The sequence below is a fragment of the Actinoalloteichus caeruleus DSM 43889 genome, assembly GCF_000429185.2.
GTDB lineage: Bacteria > Actinomycetota > Actinomycetes > Mycobacteriales > Pseudonocardiaceae > Actinoalloteichus_B > Actinoalloteichus_B caeruleus.
Genome location: NZ_AUBJ02000001.1, coordinates 2,111,965 through 2,128,783, shown reverse-complemented (window position 1 = coordinate 2,128,783; position 16,819 = coordinate 2,111,965). Strand labels below are relative to the sequence as shown.

At 71.9% G+C, this 16,819-nt stretch carries 13 protein-coding genes; 6 read left to right on the top strand and 7 right to left on the bottom strand.

The features are described from left to right. Positions 1-12: 12 nt before the first annotated feature. Both G443_RS07425 and G443_RS07420 read right to left on the bottom strand, forming a co-directional pair. Positions 13-2,715 (bottom strand): DUF4132 domain-containing protein, encoded by a 2,703-nt coding sequence (locus G443_RS07425; RefSeq protein WP_026420579.1) that lies wholly within the window; start codon positions 2,713-2,715, stop codon positions 13-15. A gap of 1 nt (position 2,716) precedes the next feature. Beyond that, positions 2,717-3,103 carry a hypothetical protein gene (locus tag G443_RS07420; protein WP_026420578.1) on the bottom strand — a complete coding sequence of 129 codons (387 nt, stop codon included), beginning with the start codon at positions 3,101-3,103 and terminating at the stop codon, positions 2,717-2,719. Between the two features lie 339 nt (positions 3,104-3,442). On the opposite strand from G443_RS07420, the gene G443_RS07415 reads away from it, so the two are divergent. After that, positions 3,443-4,093, top strand: coding sequence for a superoxide dismutase family protein (locus G443_RS07415; protein WP_026420577.1), 651 nt, complete (start codon positions 3,443-3,445; stop codon positions 4,091-4,093). 60 nt (positions 4,094-4,153) lie between these two features. On the opposite strand, the gene G443_RS07410 is transcribed toward G443_RS07415, so the two are convergent. Continuing rightward, entirely contained in the window at positions 4,154-4,954 is an 801-nt protein-coding gene (locus G443_RS07410) for an NAD(P)H-binding protein (RefSeq protein ID WP_026420576.1), read from the bottom strand. A gap of 134 nt (positions 4,955-5,088) precedes the next feature. Next, complete coding sequence (locus tag G443_RS07405) at positions 5,089-6,960, bottom strand: ABC transporter ATP-binding protein (RefSeq protein WP_051314358.1); 1,872 nt, start codon at positions 6,958-6,960, stop codon at positions 5,089-5,091. A gap of 83 nt (positions 6,961-7,043) precedes the next feature. On the opposite strand from G443_RS07405, the gene G443_RS07400 reads away from it, so the two are divergent. Next, complete coding sequence (locus G443_RS07400; RefSeq protein WP_026420575.1) at positions 7,044-7,640, top strand: TetR/AcrR family transcriptional regulator; 597 nt, start codon at positions 7,044-7,046, stop codon at positions 7,638-7,640. A 321-nt stretch (positions 7,641-7,961) separates the two neighbouring features. On the opposite strand, the gene G443_RS07395 is transcribed toward G443_RS07400, so the two are convergent. Beyond that, entirely contained in the window at positions 7,962-9,038 is a 1,077-nt protein-coding gene (locus G443_RS07395) for a methyltransferase domain-containing protein (protein ID WP_051314357.1), read from the bottom strand. A 669-nt stretch (positions 9,039-9,707) separates the two neighbouring features. On the opposite strand from G443_RS07395, the gene G443_RS07390 reads away from it, so the two are divergent. Then, positions 9,708-11,585 carry a carbohydrate-binding module family 20 domain-containing protein gene (locus tag G443_RS07390; RefSeq protein WP_026420574.1) on the top strand — a complete coding sequence of 626 codons (1,878 nt, stop codon included), beginning with the start codon at positions 9,708-9,710 and terminating at the stop codon, positions 11,583-11,585. Positions 11,586-11,991: 406 nt separating this feature from the next. Here the strand turns inward: G443_RS07390 and G443_RS07385 are convergent, their stop codons facing one another. Next, positions 11,992-13,293 (bottom strand): glycosyltransferase, encoded by a 1,302-nt coding sequence (locus tag G443_RS07385; RefSeq protein ID WP_026420573.1) that lies wholly within the window; start codon positions 13,291-13,293, stop codon positions 11,992-11,994. 199 nt (positions 13,294-13,492) lie between these two features. After that, the gene (locus G443_RS07380) at positions 13,493-14,335 is read right to left on the bottom strand and encodes an SAM-dependent methyltransferase (protein ID WP_026420572.1); all 843 of its coding nucleotides are present in this window, start codon (positions 14,333-14,335) and stop codon (positions 13,493-13,495) included. A gap of 279 nt (positions 14,336-14,614) precedes the next feature. Between G443_RS07380 and G443_RS07375 the strand changes: the two genes are divergently transcribed. The 3 genes from G443_RS07375 (at position 14,615) to G443_RS07365 (ending at position 16,790) form a co-directional block, all read left to right on the top strand. Then, on the top strand, positions 14,615-15,484 hold the full coding sequence (locus G443_RS07375; protein ID WP_030106791.1) for a Sco1979 family transcriptional regulator: 870 nt from the start codon (positions 14,615-14,617) through the stop codon (positions 15,482-15,484). A gap of 610 nt (positions 15,485-16,094) precedes the next feature. Then, positions 16,095-16,331: a DUF397 domain-containing protein gene (locus tag G443_RS07370; RefSeq protein WP_026420570.1), complete on the top strand. Its 237-nt coding sequence runs from the start codon at positions 16,095-16,097 to the stop codon at positions 16,329-16,331. A gap of 87 nt (positions 16,332-16,418) precedes the next feature. Next, on the top strand, positions 16,419-16,790 hold the full coding sequence (locus G443_RS07365) for a hypothetical protein (protein ID WP_245588965.1): 372 nt from the start codon (positions 16,419-16,421) through the stop codon (positions 16,788-16,790). The last annotated feature ends 29 nt before the right edge of the window (positions 16,791-16,819 follow it).

Here is a 16,819-nt window from a genome sequence, read left to right as displayed (position 1 = left end):
GCGAGCGTCGAGTCATCGCCGGAGCTGGCTGGTGATGGTGCTGTCGGTGATCGACGTGTCCGCTGCCAGCAGGAAGGCCTTCGACAGGATCACCGCCAGCGTGCGGTCCCCGTCGAAGGGCAGGAACACCGATCCGCCGCTCTCGTCCCGCCGGGTGGGCACGATGCACAGGTACTCGTCGTTGGGCTCCATGAGGATGTTCCCGGAGCCGAGGTGGATCCGGTAGCTCCGCAGGTCACCGCGCACCCGCAGGAACCGGCCGTCCAGGGAGCACCGGTCGGCGATCGCCAGGCGGGGGACCACCCGGGACAGCAGGTCCCGCCGGGTCAGCGCGGTCGCGGAGAGCTCCCCGAAACCGTAGGAGTGCCAGTACTCCTGGTACCGGCCAGCCGGACCGCCGTCCGCCCAGGTCGGATCGGCGCCCACGCTCGCCACCCCGACGAAGAGGTCCACGTCCCGCAGCACCTCGCTGAGCACCAGCGGCGGCACCTCCGCCAACGGCACCGGCGGCGTCGGCTCCTGGTCGGGGCCCACCCACTGCGAGTACGGCCCACCGCAGGCGTGTTGGCTGTTCCTGGGCGCGTCCAGCGGGTAGAAGCGCACCTGGTCGGTGGCGAGGTGGAGGAACGTGCCGCTCTCGGTGGTGTCGGTGCCGTAGTCCTCGCCGACGCCCTCCACCCAGAACTCCGCGCGCAACCCCCACTCGGGCAGCTCCCGGCAGGGTGCCTCGCAGGAGTCGTCGACCATGAGCCGCAACTGGTTCCGCCAGCCCCGCACGGTGGCCAGCGAGTGGAACTGGTGCTGGCGGAGGATGTGGGCGGCGAACCGGTTCGAGTAGACGCCGGTGGCGCGTTCGGCGTCGGTGAGCGGGTACACCTCCCGGTGCGCCTGCTTGAACGGCTGGGTCACCCGACGGTCCTCCAACCACCGCCGCCAGGCCAGCACCCGCTCGACCCCGTCCTCGACCGGGTGCCACAACCGCACCTCGGCGGCCGGGTCCGCCGTCACCTCCGCACCGTCCACGTCCACCAGCCGGCCGTCGAACCAGCAGGCCGGGGTGCCGCCCACCCACCACACCAGCCGGCGGGCCAGGACCCCGACGAGGGGGTGGTCGAGGTACCGGTCCCGCCACCCCTCGTACCGCCAGGTCCGCCGGCTCAGCATGAGCCGGTCGAGCCGGTCCCGCTGGGCGGTGAGCATCTTCGTGACGTCCTTGACCGCGCCCCGGAGCCGGGCGACGTCCTCGGGGTGGTCGGCGCGGACCTGGGCGGGGACGGACCTGACCGGCCGGCCCGTGGCGCTGGTCCAGCTGAGGGTGGCCGAGTTGGTCCCGATCAGCAGCCGGGCGGTGGCGCCGCCGTCGAACCGCTCCTCCAGGGTGCCGACCTCGGTCATGCCGAAGGTGGGTACGCCGAGCTCCTCGATCTCGTCCCTGCTGATCCCCAGGGCCTCGGCGCGGCGGGCCAGGCCCTTGTCGATCTCCTTCAACGTCCCCTTGTAGGTCACCCGCGAGCTGAGCCTGGCGAGTTGCCCGAGGGCGGCGGCGCCGTCGAGTTCGGACAGGGCGTAGGTGGCGGAGTTGGCGAGCCGGGGTGAGCGGGGACCGACACCCGGGGCCTTGCGCAGGGCGGTCTCCACCATCCCGCCGAGGACACGTTCCAGGCCCTCGGCGGGCGGGCACAGGGTCGCCAACCAGCACAGCCCGCGCAGCGCGGTGACGTTGTGCGGGTCGAGCAGGGCACTCACGTCGTGGGAGTACCAGATGGAGGGTCGCAACGGCAGGGTGCGCGCCCGGCCCACCCGCGAACCCCAGGCCACGAACAGGGCGGGGAACCGTTCGGCGCCCGGCTTGGACAGCAGGTCGCGGGCGGTGCGCTTCCAGGCCGCCGACGGTTTGGCGGTGGTCGCCGTCAGCGCGTGCGCCACGAGGGCGCGCAGCGCGTCCCGCTCGGGTTCGGGCAGCGCGTCGATGTCGGAGGTCGCCGCCTCACTCCACGCCTCGCCGACGTTGAGCAGCGGCCACCGGCCCTCCTCCGGGAGAACGGTGACGTCCCGCGTGCCGTGGGCGTCGAGCCGGTGACGGCGGAGCAGCGCCACGAGCTCCGGACGGCTAGCCGCCCCCGCCCGCCGCAACACCGGGAGCGCGGCGAAGGGCAGTGCCAGGGAGAAGCAGCCGCCGAGCCAGTCCATCAGCAGGTCCTCGTCGAGCCAGGAGCCGCCGACGCCCTCGATCAGCAGGTTGTCCCGCAGCAGGTGGAGGTACAGGGCGTCGTCGGTGGTGGACGGCATGTCCTTGAGGCGGTGCAGCACCTCGGCGAAGAGGTGGGCGGCCAACGCGGTGTCGTGGTCGACGACGATCCTGGTCACGCCTCGGGAGACGGCGCCCGCGTCGAGCGCACGGGCGCTGGGGAACCGCTCCAGCAGGGTGAGGGCCGCGTTGGCCGCCTCGTCCCGCTGCTCGGGACGTCCGGCGACGGCCTGCCGGACGTGCCGCAGGACGGTGATCAGCAGGCGGACGGTCCGGAGCCGGTCCCGTTCGCGGGTGCCGGGAGCGTCCTCCGCCATGAGTTCGCCGAGCTGGCCGTGGAGTGCGTCCATCTCCTCGGGAGAGAGCGCCGCCACCCGGGGGACCAGCGGATCGTCCACCCACCGGTAGTGGGTCGAGGGGGCCCGGACCAGGTCGACCAGCCCCGGTGGCGGTGCGGTCGTCGACATGTCAGCCTCCCACCAGTGCGACGAGGCGGAGGAAGGTCACCTCGGTGTGGACGGTGAGGTCGACCTCCTCGTCAAGCTCGACCAGCTGGCGGTCCCCGACCAGGATGACCAAACCGTTGCGGGTGAACGCCTTCTCCGCCAGGTCCGCCTGCTCCTCCCAGTCCACCCTGCCATGACCGACGGGGGAGCCGTTGAGCGCGCGTTCCCGGGCGGTGGGACGCACCAGGCCGCGGAACTCGCCGCCGGAGGCGTGGTACTCGCCGACCTCCTGGTAGACGCGCCGCCGGATGAGTTCCCGGACGGTGATGCGTTCTTCGAGGAACTCCAACGTCCAGGTGGACGGCGCGGCACCTCCGGTGCTCTCGTCCACGATCGTGACCTCTGCCATGGCACGGACGGTAACCACGGTGGCCGACAACCGCGTTCCGCTGGTCGAGGACGGCGGCTCAGCGGCGCGCATCGTCCACTGTCATCGGATCGGGTGAGAAACCTGGTTTCGGCGAGCGCCCCGGCCGCCCCGGTTGCTAAGACTGCGGTGATCACCCACGCACTCCCCGTGAGATCCACTGGTGACGTGACACCAGGCGGCGCCGGGGGGTCGCCGACCCCGACGGTCGCGGCTCCCCGGCGCATTCACCGCGCGTCGCGGCTGCCGAGCGGCGTGACCGCGGCACACCGAGACCGGTCGGCGTGGGCCGGCCGGGCCTGCCCGGAAGGGGAATCACCGATGTCGTCAGCGAAACATCCCCCGGTCCTGCTCGGACTCCTCACCGCGGGAGTCCTCGCCACCTCGGGATGCGGCGGTTCGGAGGAGGCGAGAAACGAACTGCGGCTACCGGACTCCCCCACGGCGGCTGGTTCCTCCCCGGCCGAGGGCGACGGGGTCGCCGCCTCGGCGGTGCTGGTGGACGCCTCCGGCAACGATGTGGGAACCGTGCGCCTCCGCGAGGTCACCGGCGGGGTGGAGGTCGTCGCCACCGTGTCCGATCTGGATCCCGGTTTCCACGGATTCCACGTGCACCAGACGGGCCGGTGCGAGCCGGACAGCCAGAGCCCCAGCGACCCGGAGAAGGTCGGCGACTTCCTCACCGCCGGCGGTCACCTCGGCAGCGGGGACGACCAGCACCACCCCGGCCACGGAGGCGACCTCACCAGCCTCTTCGCCACCGAGGACGGTGTCGCCGAACTCACCACCGTCACCGACCGGTTCACCATCGCCGACCTGGTGGACGAGGACGGCGCGGCCTTCATCGTCCACGCCGGACCGGACAACTTCGGCAACATCCCCGAGCGCTACGCGCCGGACGGCCCGGACTCCGACACCCTGTCCACCGGTGACGCCGGTGACCGGGTCGCCTGCGGGGTCGTCACGAACTGAGCGACGGGCCGGGTGGCACCGCCCACCCCCTCGGCGGACGCGCCACCCGGCCCGCCCCGGTCAGCGGAACATCTCGACGTTGTCGCGCACCCACGTCGAGAACGGTGTTCCCGGTCGACCCAGGACCTCCTCCACCGTGCTGGTGGCCTCGGCGGGCGTGTCGACCAGCTCCAGCAGACCGTCGACGAACCACTCGGCGTACTCGCCCAGGTCGTGCAACTCGGCGATGGCCTCCTCCCGGGTGAGTTCCACCAGCCGCAGCTCCCGTCCGAGCGCCTCCCCGATGAGCCGCGCCTGCCGTTCCCGGGTGATGGTCTCCGGCCCGGTCAGCGAGTAGGCCCGGCCGGCGTGCCCGTCGTGGAGCAGGGCGGTCGCCGCGACCGCGGCCACGTCCTCCAGGGCGATGGGGGCGCTGGCCGACCCGAAGGCGGCGTCCCGCACCGTCCCGGTCTCGCGGATGGTGTCGGCCCAGACGCTGATGTTCGCCATGAAGTCGCCGGGCATGAGGTGGGTCCACTCCGCTCCGGAGGCCTCCACCGCCTCGGCGACGGCATACCACCAGGAGCCCTCCTCCCCGGAGAGGTCCACGATCCGCTCGACCCCGGCCTCCCGCGCGAGCCCCACCACCTCCCCGGCCGTGTGGGGTGTCGGGGCGAGGTAGAGCGCGTGAACGCCCTCCAACGCGGGACCGATCGAGGCGGGGCGTCCCACGTAGCCGCGGAACGCCTCCACCGAGGCGGGCAGCGCCGCCCTGACCGGGTCGACGGTGAGCGCGCGGACGTCGGTGGCCCCGGCGGCCAGCAGCGCGTCCACCACCAGCCGTCCGATGTTGCCGGTCGCTCCGGTCACGAGAATGGTCATCCTTGGTCCTCCGAGGGGTGCCGAACCGCGCCGGTGGGCGCGGGAACGTGTGCGGGGTGCGGTGGACGGCTCGGGCCGGCAGGGCATCGGCCGGGAACCGGCTGGTGCCGGGAGCGAGCCGGCTGGGGTGGGGCTCACCCGGAGGTCGCCACCCGCCGGGCCCCGTCGATCTCCGCCGCGAGTTCGGGCGAGGCCGGGGCGGGGGTGGCGATGCGCAGGGCCCGCACGAGGTCCCGGTACAACTCGTCGGAGGCCAGCAGTTCCTCGTGGGTGCCCCTGGCTCGCACCGCGCCGTTCTCCATCACGACGATGAGGTCGGCGTCGATCACGGTCGACAGCCGGTGGGCGATCGTCACGACGGCCGCCTCCTCGGCCCGCTCCCGCACGCAGTCGTGCACCGCGGCCTCGGTCAGACCGTCGATCTGGGCGGTGGCCTCGTCGAGCAGCAGGACGTCCGGGGTGCGCACCAGCGCCCGGGCCAGCGCGATCCGCTGGCGTTCCCCACCGGAGACGATGGTCGAGGCCAACGGGGTGTCGAGCCCGTCGGGCATGTCCGCGACCCGCTCCGCCATCCGGACCTTCCGCAGCGCCGTCCACACCTCGTCCTCCGAGGCATCCGGGTAGGTGAACGTCAGGTTGTCCCGGACGGTGCCGGGCACCACCGGCGTCTCCTGCTCGACGTAGGCGAACCGGGCGCGCACCTCCTCGTGGCTGAACTCGCGGTAGGGCCGGCCGTCGAGCCGCAGCTCACCCGACTCGGGTTCCAGGAACCGCAGCAGCAGGGAGAACAGCGTCGTCTTGCCCGCGCCGCTCGGACCGACGATCGCGGTGTGGCCGCGCCGGGGGATGGTGAGGTCCACACCGGACACGGCGGGTTCCGCACCGGGCGCGTAGCGGGCGGCGACCGAGGCGAGCCGCACCACCGGGGTTTCCGCACCGCCCGGAGAATGGGATGTCGAGGTGTCGCCGGTGGTGGTGTCCGAGGTGGGGTGGTCCACCGTCGCCCGCTCGGTGCCCTCCGGTTCGAGGCGTTGGGTCTCCCGGATCCGCCCGGCGGCGGCGAGCCCGGCCTGGATGGCGGTGACGTTCTGGCTCAGCGTCATGATCGGGTCCATCAGGCCGAACGCGTAGAGCAGGAACGCGATCAGGCTGGACACCGCGAGGGCGCCGTCGGCGATCCGCCACGCCCCCACGCCCAGCACCAGGATGATCGCCAGCTGGACGCCGGACCAGGCCACCGTCCAGGCGACGGCCTCCCGGCGAACCGCCCGCACGCTGAACCGCGCCGCCTCGGTGGCCTCCCGCACGATCTGGTCGCCCTGGCGCCGCTCGGCCCGACTGGCCTTCACGGTGCGGATCGCGCGCAGACCCTCGGTGAGGGCGCCGCCGAGCCGCCCCACCCGTTCCTGGGCCTGTTCGTGGGCCTTGGCGATCGGAGGCATCAGGACCGCGAAGGCCACCGCGACCACGGAGACCGCCGCGACCGTCAACCCCAGCAGCACCAGGTCCAGCACCGCCATCAGCACGAGGCTGCCGACGAGGGTGACCACGCCGTTGATCAGCCCGACCACCGAGTCGGCCGCGGCCTCCCGGAGCAGCAGGGTGTCCGAGGTGACGCGGGTGGAGAGTTCACCTGCGGGCCGAACCCCGAGGCTGGTGATCCGGGCGCCGAAGAACCGCCGAACCATCGACTCCCGCGCGGAGAGCACGACCCGCTCGCCGATGGTGCCCAGCAGGATCCACTGCCACAGCGAGACGACGGCTCCGACGACCAGCAGCACCAGCAGGGCGATCACCGGGGTGGTCAACGACAGGCCCTCACCCAGGGCGTCGAGGATCCACTTGGTGACCATCGGGGTGGCCAGTCCCATCCCGGAGGCCAGGAGCGCGAGGGCGAGCCCGCCGAGCAGGCCACGCCAGTGCGGTCGGGCGAACGACCACAGCAACCGCAGGCGCGGTGCCCCGGTGGTCGAGGAGGGGTGACCCGAATCGGGCAGCACAGACATGTCCGGTAGTGGAACACGACTGTTCCGTTTCAGGCAAATGAGTTCCGTTATGCTCCGATTCGGGGGCGAGTACGGTACGTCGCATGACGGAGGCGGGAGATCAGGTGGTCGAGACCGGAGTGCGCACGCGCACGCGTCAGGCGATCCTCGACGCCGCCGTCGTCGTCCTCAGCCGTGACTCCTCGGCCTCGCTCTCCGAGGTCGCCAGGGAGGCAGGGGTGGGGCGCACCACCCTCCACCGCTACTTCGCCGAACGCTCCGACCTCGTCCACGCCATCGGCACCCTCACCCTGGAGCGGATCGCGGTCGCCACCGACCGCGCCAAGCTCGAGGTCGGGCCGGCCCGTGAGGCGATCGTGCGGCTCTGCCGGGAGTACTTCGAACTGCTGGGGGACGTCCTGTCGCTGGTCTTCACCGACCCGCAGTTCAGCTCCGGCCTCGACTGGCACGAGGAGAGCGACTCCGACCTCGAGTTGTTGGCCCTGGTCCAGCGGGGCCACCGGGACGGGTCGATCGACCGGGAGCTGACCCCGGAGTGGGTGCAGCAGGCGCTGTGGGCACTGCTCTACGCGGCCTGGGCCTTCGTGCGGGAGTGCGGGGTCTCCCGGCACGAGGCGCTCGGGCAGTGCCTGCGTTCGCTGGACCGCATGCTCCACCCCGTCGGCGAGCGGGCCGGCTGAGTCGCGCACCACCACGAGGGTGGGCGCCGGGGTCGCGGTGGCCGACGTGGTACTTCGAGTCCGCCCGACGTGCCCGTGCTCCGTCGAGATCCATTCGCCGCACAACCTGCCCGCACCCCCGACCCGGGGTTACGGGAGGGGGCGGTGACCACCCGGTGACCACACGTTCGCACCGTAGCGAGGCTCAGCGTCGTCATCACCCACCAGCCGAGCCGGTCGACCGGGTACGGGGTGGACGTGGACTTCCACCTGGTCCTCGCCACGTGGGGGGCATACCGAAGGGGGAGTGCTCACAGTGGCGGCGCTCCTCACCCAGCCCCACTAGGGCGCTAGGACGCGGTGCCCCCGCGCATCCGCGCGGATCCCGTACTCCGTGATGTCCGGGCGGCCGCGTTCGTCCCACTCTCCCAAGATGGCGGTCACCGCGTCCCACAGCCCATCACGCTGGACCACCTCGACGGAGCCGTCGTCCAGTTCTGTGGCCCGAGCCCATGCTCCCGTCGTTCGTTCGTCGAGCAGGTGGACGACGCGCCCGTCATCGTCGAGGTGGGAACCCCTCCACAAGCCAGGGCGGTGCAGCGAGAGCACCGCGCGGCCGGTGCGGTCGTCCAGGGCTTCTGGCAGTGTGTCCCGTCGGGCCGGAGACCCGCTGTGGCGGGGGATGTCGTGGGGATCCGGAGCCGGGTCGTCCACACCGCTTCGACGGGGCAGGAAGGCCGCGAAGTCGAGCACACCGCCCTCGGCCGTTCCGTCCTCCAGGACGAGCAGGGACACGAGACCGAAGCCGAGGTTGACCAGGATCCGTCCCCCTGGCCGGACCTGTCGCAGCCACGTGGCGGGCACCGATGTGAGCCCGCAGGTGGTGATCAGCCGGTCGAACGGGCCGTGCCGCGGCGCGCCTTCGGCTCCGTCTCCGGTGAGGACGGTCGGCTGGTACCCCAGGTCGTCGAGCCGGGCGGCGGCCGTCAGGGTGAGCCCCGGTTCGATGTCCACGGTGACTACCCGGTGGGAGCCCAGGCGGTGGCAGAGGATCGCCGCGTTGTAGCCCGTTCCCGTTCCGATCTCCAGCACCCGTTCCGAGCCGCGCAGCTCCAGTGCTTCCAGCATCGTCGCCATCAGTGACGGCGCCGTGCTCGAGGAGATGGGGGTGCCGTCGGAGCCCACCTCGGTGATCAGCGTCGTGTCGCCGTGGACGAGGCCGAGCCGGGCGGGGTCGGTGCGCGAGATCCACGACAATCCGTCCGGCGTGCGCACGGCGAAGTCGCCGACGAAGTGGTCCCGGGGCACGTCCACGAACGCGGCCAGGAGCGCGGGGTCGGAAAGTGCCCCGACCGCGCGCAGGATCTCGGCGAGCTGGCGCCTGAGCAGGTGGCGATGGTCCGCTGTCGTGTTGGTCATGGGGCACCTTCACTGTGTTCGTCGGCTGGGGCCCGGCGACCCGGCACGTGCGGGTTCCGCCTGCCACGCCCACTGCCCGTTCGGACCGTCGTCCAGAATCCCCCACGTCCGTTCTGGGGTCCATGACCCGGTCCGGTGACAGAACAGGCCAGCCCGGAGATCCCGTGGGGAGCGTGCGGCCGCACGCTCCACCCCGTCGGCGAGCGGACCGGCTGAGTCGCGCACCACCACGAGAGTGGGCGCCGGGGTCGCGGCGGACGATGTGGCGCCTCGAACCCACCGGAACCGAACCCGCGCTCAGGGAGGCGCCCTCCCCGAACCCGCCTGGCGCCGGACCGGCCCGCTCGGAGCGACTCCGCGCGGCAACCCCACGCCGAAATCCGGTGCCAAACCACCTGAAAAAAATTGCAACACTGGAACCGATCGACCGCTGTGCTCGCCGAGTGGGTCGAGCGCGCGTCGGCGATACCCGTCGCAGGTCAACGGATTGACACCGCCATTCGTCCGTACCGGGCAGTGTCATCCGTGGTCCTGTCGCCGCCTTCCCAACTCGTCCAGCACCTGTTAGCTTCACCACACAACTGAAAATTATTGCAGTACCTCGGTTGCCGTCCGCCGAGGAACCGCCCGGTCCGGCGGGGCAACCCGCCGCCCCCCAAGGAGGAACCGGTGAGAGTTCGCAACGTCGCGACGATCGCCACGGCCGTGCTGGTCAGCATGGCCGCCTCGTCCATCCCGGTCCTGGCCTCCGACACCCAGGCCAGCGCCGACCCGACCTCCACCCCGACCACCCCCGTCGAGACCACCGCCCAGGCCAACGGCGACACCCTCGTCCACCTCTTCCAGTGGCGGTGGGACTCGGTCGCCAGGGAGTGCGAGGACGTCCTCGGCCCGGCGGGCTTCGGCGGGGTGCAGGTCTCCCCGCCCCAGGAACACGTCGTCCTCGCCGACGACCACCACCCCTGGTGGCAGGACTACCAGCCCGTCAGCTACCAGCTCGACAACACCCGACGCGGCACCCGCGCCGACTTCGTCGACATGGTCGAGACCTGCCGGGACAACGGCGTCAGGATCTATGTGGACGCCGTCATCAACCACATGGCCGGCAGCGGCTCCATCGGCAGCGGCCCGGGCAGCAACGGCAACACCTTCGACAAGTACCGCTACCCGGCGGCCGGCTACGACGACCAGCACTTCGGCGACTGCCGCCGCGACATCGGCAACTGGGACAACCCCGACGAGGTGTGGCACTGCGAGCTGCTCGCCCTGTCCGACCTGCGCACCGCCGACCCCGTCGTTCGGGGCCGCATCGCCGACTACCTCAACGACCTCGTCGGGATCGGCGTCGCCGGATTCCGCGTCGACGCCGCCAAGCACATGCCGCAGGCCGACCTCCAGGCCATCTACGGAATGCTCGACGACGTCCCACACTTCGGCGGCAGGCCCCACATCTACCAGGAGGTCATCGAGGGCGGCGGCCCACCGGAGCTGAAGCCCCCCGCCTACGCGCACCTCGGCCAGGTCACCGAGTTCCGCTACCAGCGGCAGGTCGGCCCGGCCGTGCGGGACGGCAACCTCGGCTGGCTGCACGATCTCGGCGGCCAGATGGCCCTGCCCAGCGGGGACGCCGTCGTCTTCGTCGACAACCACGACACCCAGCGGTCCGACCCCGGCCTGGTCTTCCAGAACAACCCCGGCCCCTACCGGGTCGCCTCCGCGTTCATGCTCGCCCACCCTTTCGGCACCCCGAAGCTGATGTCCAGCTACCGGTTCACCAACAACGAGCAGGGGGCGCCCAGCGCCGGGCAGCAGCCGGGCAACCCGGCTGGGGCGATCACCGCCCCCACCGAGTGCGGGGCCAACGGGTGGCTGTGCGAGCACCGCGAGCCCGCGATCGCCGGCATGGTCGGGTTCCGCAACCAGGTGGGGGATGCGCCCCTCACCCACCGGTGGACCTCGGGCGATGGCCGGGCGATCGCCTTCGGCCGGGGTCAGGAGGGCTTCGCCGTGTTCAACCGGGGCGGGGCGCTCAACCAGGCGTTCCGCAGCGGGCTGCCCGCCGGCACCTACTGCGACGTGGCCACCGGCAGCCGGTCCACTGGTGAGGGCACCTGCACGGGGGCCGCGGTGACCGTGGCCGGTGACGGGAGTTTCCAGGCCAGCGTTCCGACCGACGGTGTCCTGGCCCTGCACGTGGGCGAGACCGGTGCGCCCTGCGAGGCGGACTGCGAGGGGCCGCCTGGTGAGCAGCCCGGGCAGTGCGCCTTCGGGGTGCGGGCCGAGACCTGGTTCGGCCAGGAGGTGCACCTGGTCGGCAGCATCCCCGAACTCGGGAGCTGGAACCCGAGTGCCGGTGTGCACCTGTCGTCGTCGGACTACCCGGTGTGGCGGACCACGGTGACCCTGCCGGCCGATAGCGCGTTCGAATACAAGTACGTGAAGATCGCCCCCGGCGGCGAGGTCGAGTGGGAGCCGGGTGCCAACCGCCGGGGTTCCACCGGCGGGGCGTGCTCGTTCAGCGGTACCTTCGGCGACACCACCGGGTGAGTGGGGCGGTCATGGTGCCGCTCGTCCCGACCTCCGTGACCGCGCACCGAGGCCAGCCGCACCGGCCACCTGGCCCGGTTCGCTCCCGAGTCCTTCGACCCGGCGGGCGGCCCGGCCGGGTGGCCGCGCCAGGTGAGGGCCGCCAGGTGGGGGCCGACAGCGGGAATCCGGGACCCCGACTTCGTCGGGCTGCGCCGAGCCCGCCTGGTCGGCCTCGTCGCCGACCTAGCCGACGGACTGGACACCGTGGTCGGGGAACGCGGCTACCGCTTCTCCCGCAGCTGCCCGGCGCGAAGACCAACTCGACGAGTGCCGGTGGCCGGCTCATCCCGCCCACGCCGCGGGCATACCGGGGTGAGGGTCGGTGCGGGCGGGTCCGGTTGGTGCCGGGCCGGCGGCCCCTGGGTCACCGGGAGGTGTCGGTGATCACCTGGGCCAACTCGGCGGCGACCGAGGCAGGCGCGTCGCATCCCGCGATCTCGGCGGCGAACTCCCGCGCCCGGGCCCGGTACCGGGGCTCCCGCAACACCCGTTCCACGGCGTCGGCGACCGCCTCGGCGGGCGGCGTTCCGGTGCGCAGGTCGATCCCGGCACCCGACCACGCGACCCTGGCGGCGTTCTCCGGGTTGTCGGCGCTGTCCCCGGCCACGACCAGCGGCACGCCGGCCCCCAGCGCCTGGTGCGTCCCCCCGGCGCCCCCGTTGGTGACCAGCACGTCCACTCTGGGCAGCAGCCGGTCGTAGGCGAGGAACCGTTCCACCCGCACGTTGGGCGGGAGCGCGGCGGCGCCCGGCACCGCCGACTCGGGGCGTCCCCCGGTGGCCACCACGACCAGGACGTCCTTCCCTGCCAGGCCGCGCACCGTCGGCCCGACCAGGCGGTCGAGATCGACGTTGTCGATGGTCCCCTGGGTGACGTGCACGACGGGGCGAGCGTCGTCGAGCTCAGACCACCAGGGCGGGGGCGTCCAGTCGGTGGGGCCGCTCGGCGGGAGGGGCCCCACGAACCGGAAGGACGCGGGCAGGTCGCTCCTCGGGTACTCGAAACCCGCGCTCGTCAACTGCGTGAACCGGTCGGCGAGGACGGGCCAGTCGAGCACGAACTCCGGTAGGCGGGGCAGTCCCAGTTCCCGCAGCCCCCGGTTCACCCGGTCCTGGGCCGCACGGAACACGACCTCGCGGGCGGCCCAGGTGAGCACCGCGTTGCGGGGCGCGTTGAGCGGTGACCGCAGCGGCGGCAGCGCCATGCCGAACGGCGCGGTGTCCCGACTGGACTGCGCCAGGGGGAAGACCCCGGCACCCACGACGGGGGGCCTGCGCGCCGGTGGACCCGCCAACAGCGGGAGGACCCCCAGGAACGACTGTTCCACCAGCAGCGCCTCCGCCGGGTCCCGGTCCAGCTCCGCCCGCAACGCCCGGTACTGGCCGGGCATCGAGGCGGCGAAGACCTCCGCGTAGTCGAAGGCGAGCTTCCGGATCCCGGTCAGCGGGACGCGCCCCGGGAACACCTCGTCGAACCGCCGGTAGTCGTAGTCGCACGCCTCGGGCAGCGGCACGTGTTCGATGCCCACCGCCGCCACCGCGTCGGCGAAGCGGGCTCCGGTCAGCATCCGCACCCGGTGCCCGGCTCGCACCAGACCCGCGCCCAGTCCGCGCAGCGGGTTCACGTGACCGTGGATCGGACTGGAACAGAGCAGGTAGTCACCCAACGTCGTCCTCCTCCCTCGAACGGCGGGACCTCCGACACCGCTCCCCGCGTCGGCCAGGGGAGGAGTTCCACCGCGCCGAGGCCCGGACCACGTCGGGGCTCGCAGCGGGACGTCCCGATCTGACCGGCGGAACCGTACCCCCGGCGCGGGCCCGGGAATCAGCCGGTGTGGACGGACCGCGGTCCCGGCGATCCGGCGGTCAGCGCTTCACGCCGACCCCCACCACGACGACCCGGTCGGACTCCGGAGGCGGGTTGAGCCGGGGCCCGTCGGGCCACCACGCCGACGGGCGGGTCAGCCCGGGCCGGACGAGTTCGAGCCCGTCGAAGTAGGACTCGATCTCCGCCTCCGCCCGGAAGTGCACCGAGGTCATCGAGCTGGCCTCGTACACCGCCGCCACCTCACGGGCCAGCGCGCTGACCGGCCCTCCGTCCCCCGGGTCCAGGAGGTGGCTCATCGCCACGCACGACCCGGCCGGTAACGCCTCGACGTAGCGGCGCACCACCTCGTGCGGCCGGCGGTCGGCCCCCAGGTACACCAGGGACAGGCACTGCAGCAGCGCGACCGGCCGTTCCCAGTCCAGGTACCTGGTCAGCGTCGGGTGGGCCAGGAGGATGTCCGGCTCGCCCAGGTCGCCGGCCACGAAGTGGGTGCGGTCGTTCTCCTCCAACAACGCCGGGCCCTGGGCGATCACGATCGGGTCGACGTCGACGTAGACGACCCGGGCCTCCGGGTTCGCCCGCTGCGCGATCTCGTGCACGTTCTCCTCGGTGGGCAGGCCACAACCGAGGTCGAGGAACTGGTCGATCCCCCGGCGGCCGGCCAGGTACCGCACCGCCCTGCTCAGCCATCGCCGGTGCTCGCGAGCGACCTGCCTCGCCTCGGGGAAGACCCCGAGCACGTCCCGGGTCACCTCGCGGTCGGCCTCGTAGTTGTCCTTGCCGCCCAGGAGTGAGTCGTAGACCCTGGCCATGCTCGCCCGAACACCGTTCATCGGCGGCGTCACGAACTGGCGGACTGCTGATTCATCAGAACGTGGCATAGGCAGACCTACTGTTCCTGGCGTGGCAAGGATCTCAAGGATAGACGCGGTGATCCGTGACGGAGGCCACCGGTTCCTGGTCCTGCGTGATCGTGCGGAGAACGCCGTCCTCGGCCGTCGGTGCGGCCCAGCAGGATGACGAATGCTCCGCCCGGGACGCATCACCACCCGGTGTAGCTTGATATGAACGGGTGAATCTCGGGCAGCCCTGCTCGACCGGACGCGGGTGATCCGGTAAGGACGGGGAGTTGGACTGGCAGTGGGCTGGTGGGAGGTGGCGTGGCCACGGGTGAGTCCGCGCACAGCGGATCGACCGCGCGGCGAATGGTCCTCGGTGGGCAGTTGCGCAGGCTGCGGGAAGCCAGGGACCTCTCCCGGGAGGACGCCGGACACGCGATTCGCGGCTCCGAGTCCAAGATCAGCCGGATGGAGCTCGGTCGCGTCAGCTTCAAGGAACGCGATGTCGCCGACCTGCTGACCCTCTACGGCGTGCACGAGGAGGCGGAACGCGGCAGTTTCCTCGACCTCGTGCGGCAGTCGAACCAGCCGGGGTGGTGGAACCGCTACAGCGACCTGATGCCGCGCTGGTTCCAGGACTACGTCGGGCTGGAGGAGTCCGCCTCCCGCGTGCAGACCTACGAGGTGCTGTTCGTGCCCGGTCTGTTGCAGACCGAGCGCTACGCCAGGGCCGTCGTCCGACGCGGTATCCCCGACGCCTCGGAGGACGAGGTGTCGCGCCGGGTGACCCTGCGCATGCAGCGCAAGAAGGTGTTCACCTATCCCCGGCCGCCCCGGTTGTGGGCCGTGATCGACGAGTCGGTGTTGCACCGTCCGCTCGGTGGCCCGGAGGTGCTGCGGGAGCAGGTCGAGGAACTCCTCGAACTCGTCAAACTGCCGAACGTCTCGCTCCAGGTCGTCCCCTTCGGTCCGCGCGGGTCCTCGGCCGAGAGCGCGTTCACGATGTTGCGGTTCGCCGAGCCGGAGTTGCCGGACATCGTCTACCTGGAACACCTGTGCGGCGCGCTCTACCTGGACAAGCCGGCGGAGATCGACCTCTACAGCCAGGTCTTCCACCGGTTGACCCTGGACGCCGCCACGCCCGCGCAGACGAAGAAGATCCTCAACGAGGTGCGGAACCGCCTGGTCTGAGCGTTGCCCGCCCGGGTCGTCGTCCGTGGCCGTCGTCGTGGTCAGGGCTGGTGGCGAACGGGGGGTGGGCGCGGCGTCGTGGCCGAGGCGGTCCCGGTGCCACCGTCCCGATCCCGCCCGTCCCCTCCTCCCACCGGGGGCGCGGCGGATCGTCCTCCCGCGCGGTGTCGGCCGGGTGCCGGCACGCCGCCGCCCCTCCCGTTCCGCCGGGCGGGGCGTGGTCCTGGTCGGGTGAGCCGGGCGGGGCGTGGTCCTGGCGGCGGGGCGCCGGGCGGGGCGCGGCGGGTTCGCGGCCCAGGGTGGTCAGTACGGCGCCGGGCCGTGGGAATCCGATGCTCGGCCCGACCGGGGTGGCGAGGATGCCTCCCGGAGAGGTGCGGGGCGGGTGCGGAGGACATCGCTTTCCCGTTCGCGGTATCGCCGGAAGCCGCTGGTGGTAGGGGCGAGGTGGCCGGTGGCAATCGCCCGGACGCGGCCCGTTACAGTGATCTACGTCACCGTCCCGCTGCACGTGCATACGCCTGTGCACGCACGCGTGCTAGCTTTAGGTGCACGGTCAAATGCACGTGCATCCGGCCTCCGGTGGCAGTCGGAGAGGTGGGAGAGTCCGATGGACGAGATCCGCAACGGGATACCGGCCAGACTTCTGGACGGGGTGTCCTGGCGAAAGAGTCGGCAGAGCGGCGCGGTCGGGAACTGCGTCGAGGTCGCCAAACTCACCAGCGGCGATATCGCGCTACGCAATTCCCGCTATCCGGACGGTCCGGCGCTGATCTACACCAGGGCCGAGATCGCCGCGTTCCTCTCCGGCGCCAAGGATGGCGAGTTCGACTACGTCCTGTCCTGACCGCCTGGAACATCGCGTCACCGCGCGACCGCTCGATCCGCACAACGCTGTGCGTGCCGTGAAACGCCGACAGTTATGGGTTTGTTCATGACCGATATCGCTGACAGGCTACGAGCCATGATGGCGCGGGGCTTCCGATTCCTGCACCCGCGCGACGAGAACGGTGACGTGGTCGCGGTGACCGGGATCAGTTTGCACGACGGTGTCATCGACCTCCTCCAGTTATACGGGGAGGACGACGCGCAGGCGGTCAGGATGCCGGCGGACGAAGCCGATATCTTCTTTCCCCGTACCGTGTTGTGGCGGACGAGCGGACCGGCGGCCGACGTGATCGAGGAACTGCTGCACCTCCCGGAACCGGCGGCGGCACACCGCGTCCGGCGTCGGGAACTGAGCCGTGGCGGATGCTGGGTGCCGGCGCGACCCGGCAGGCAGCGTTGGCTCGCCGCGTCGTCCTGACCGGGACGACCAGACGGTGGAGGTTCGAC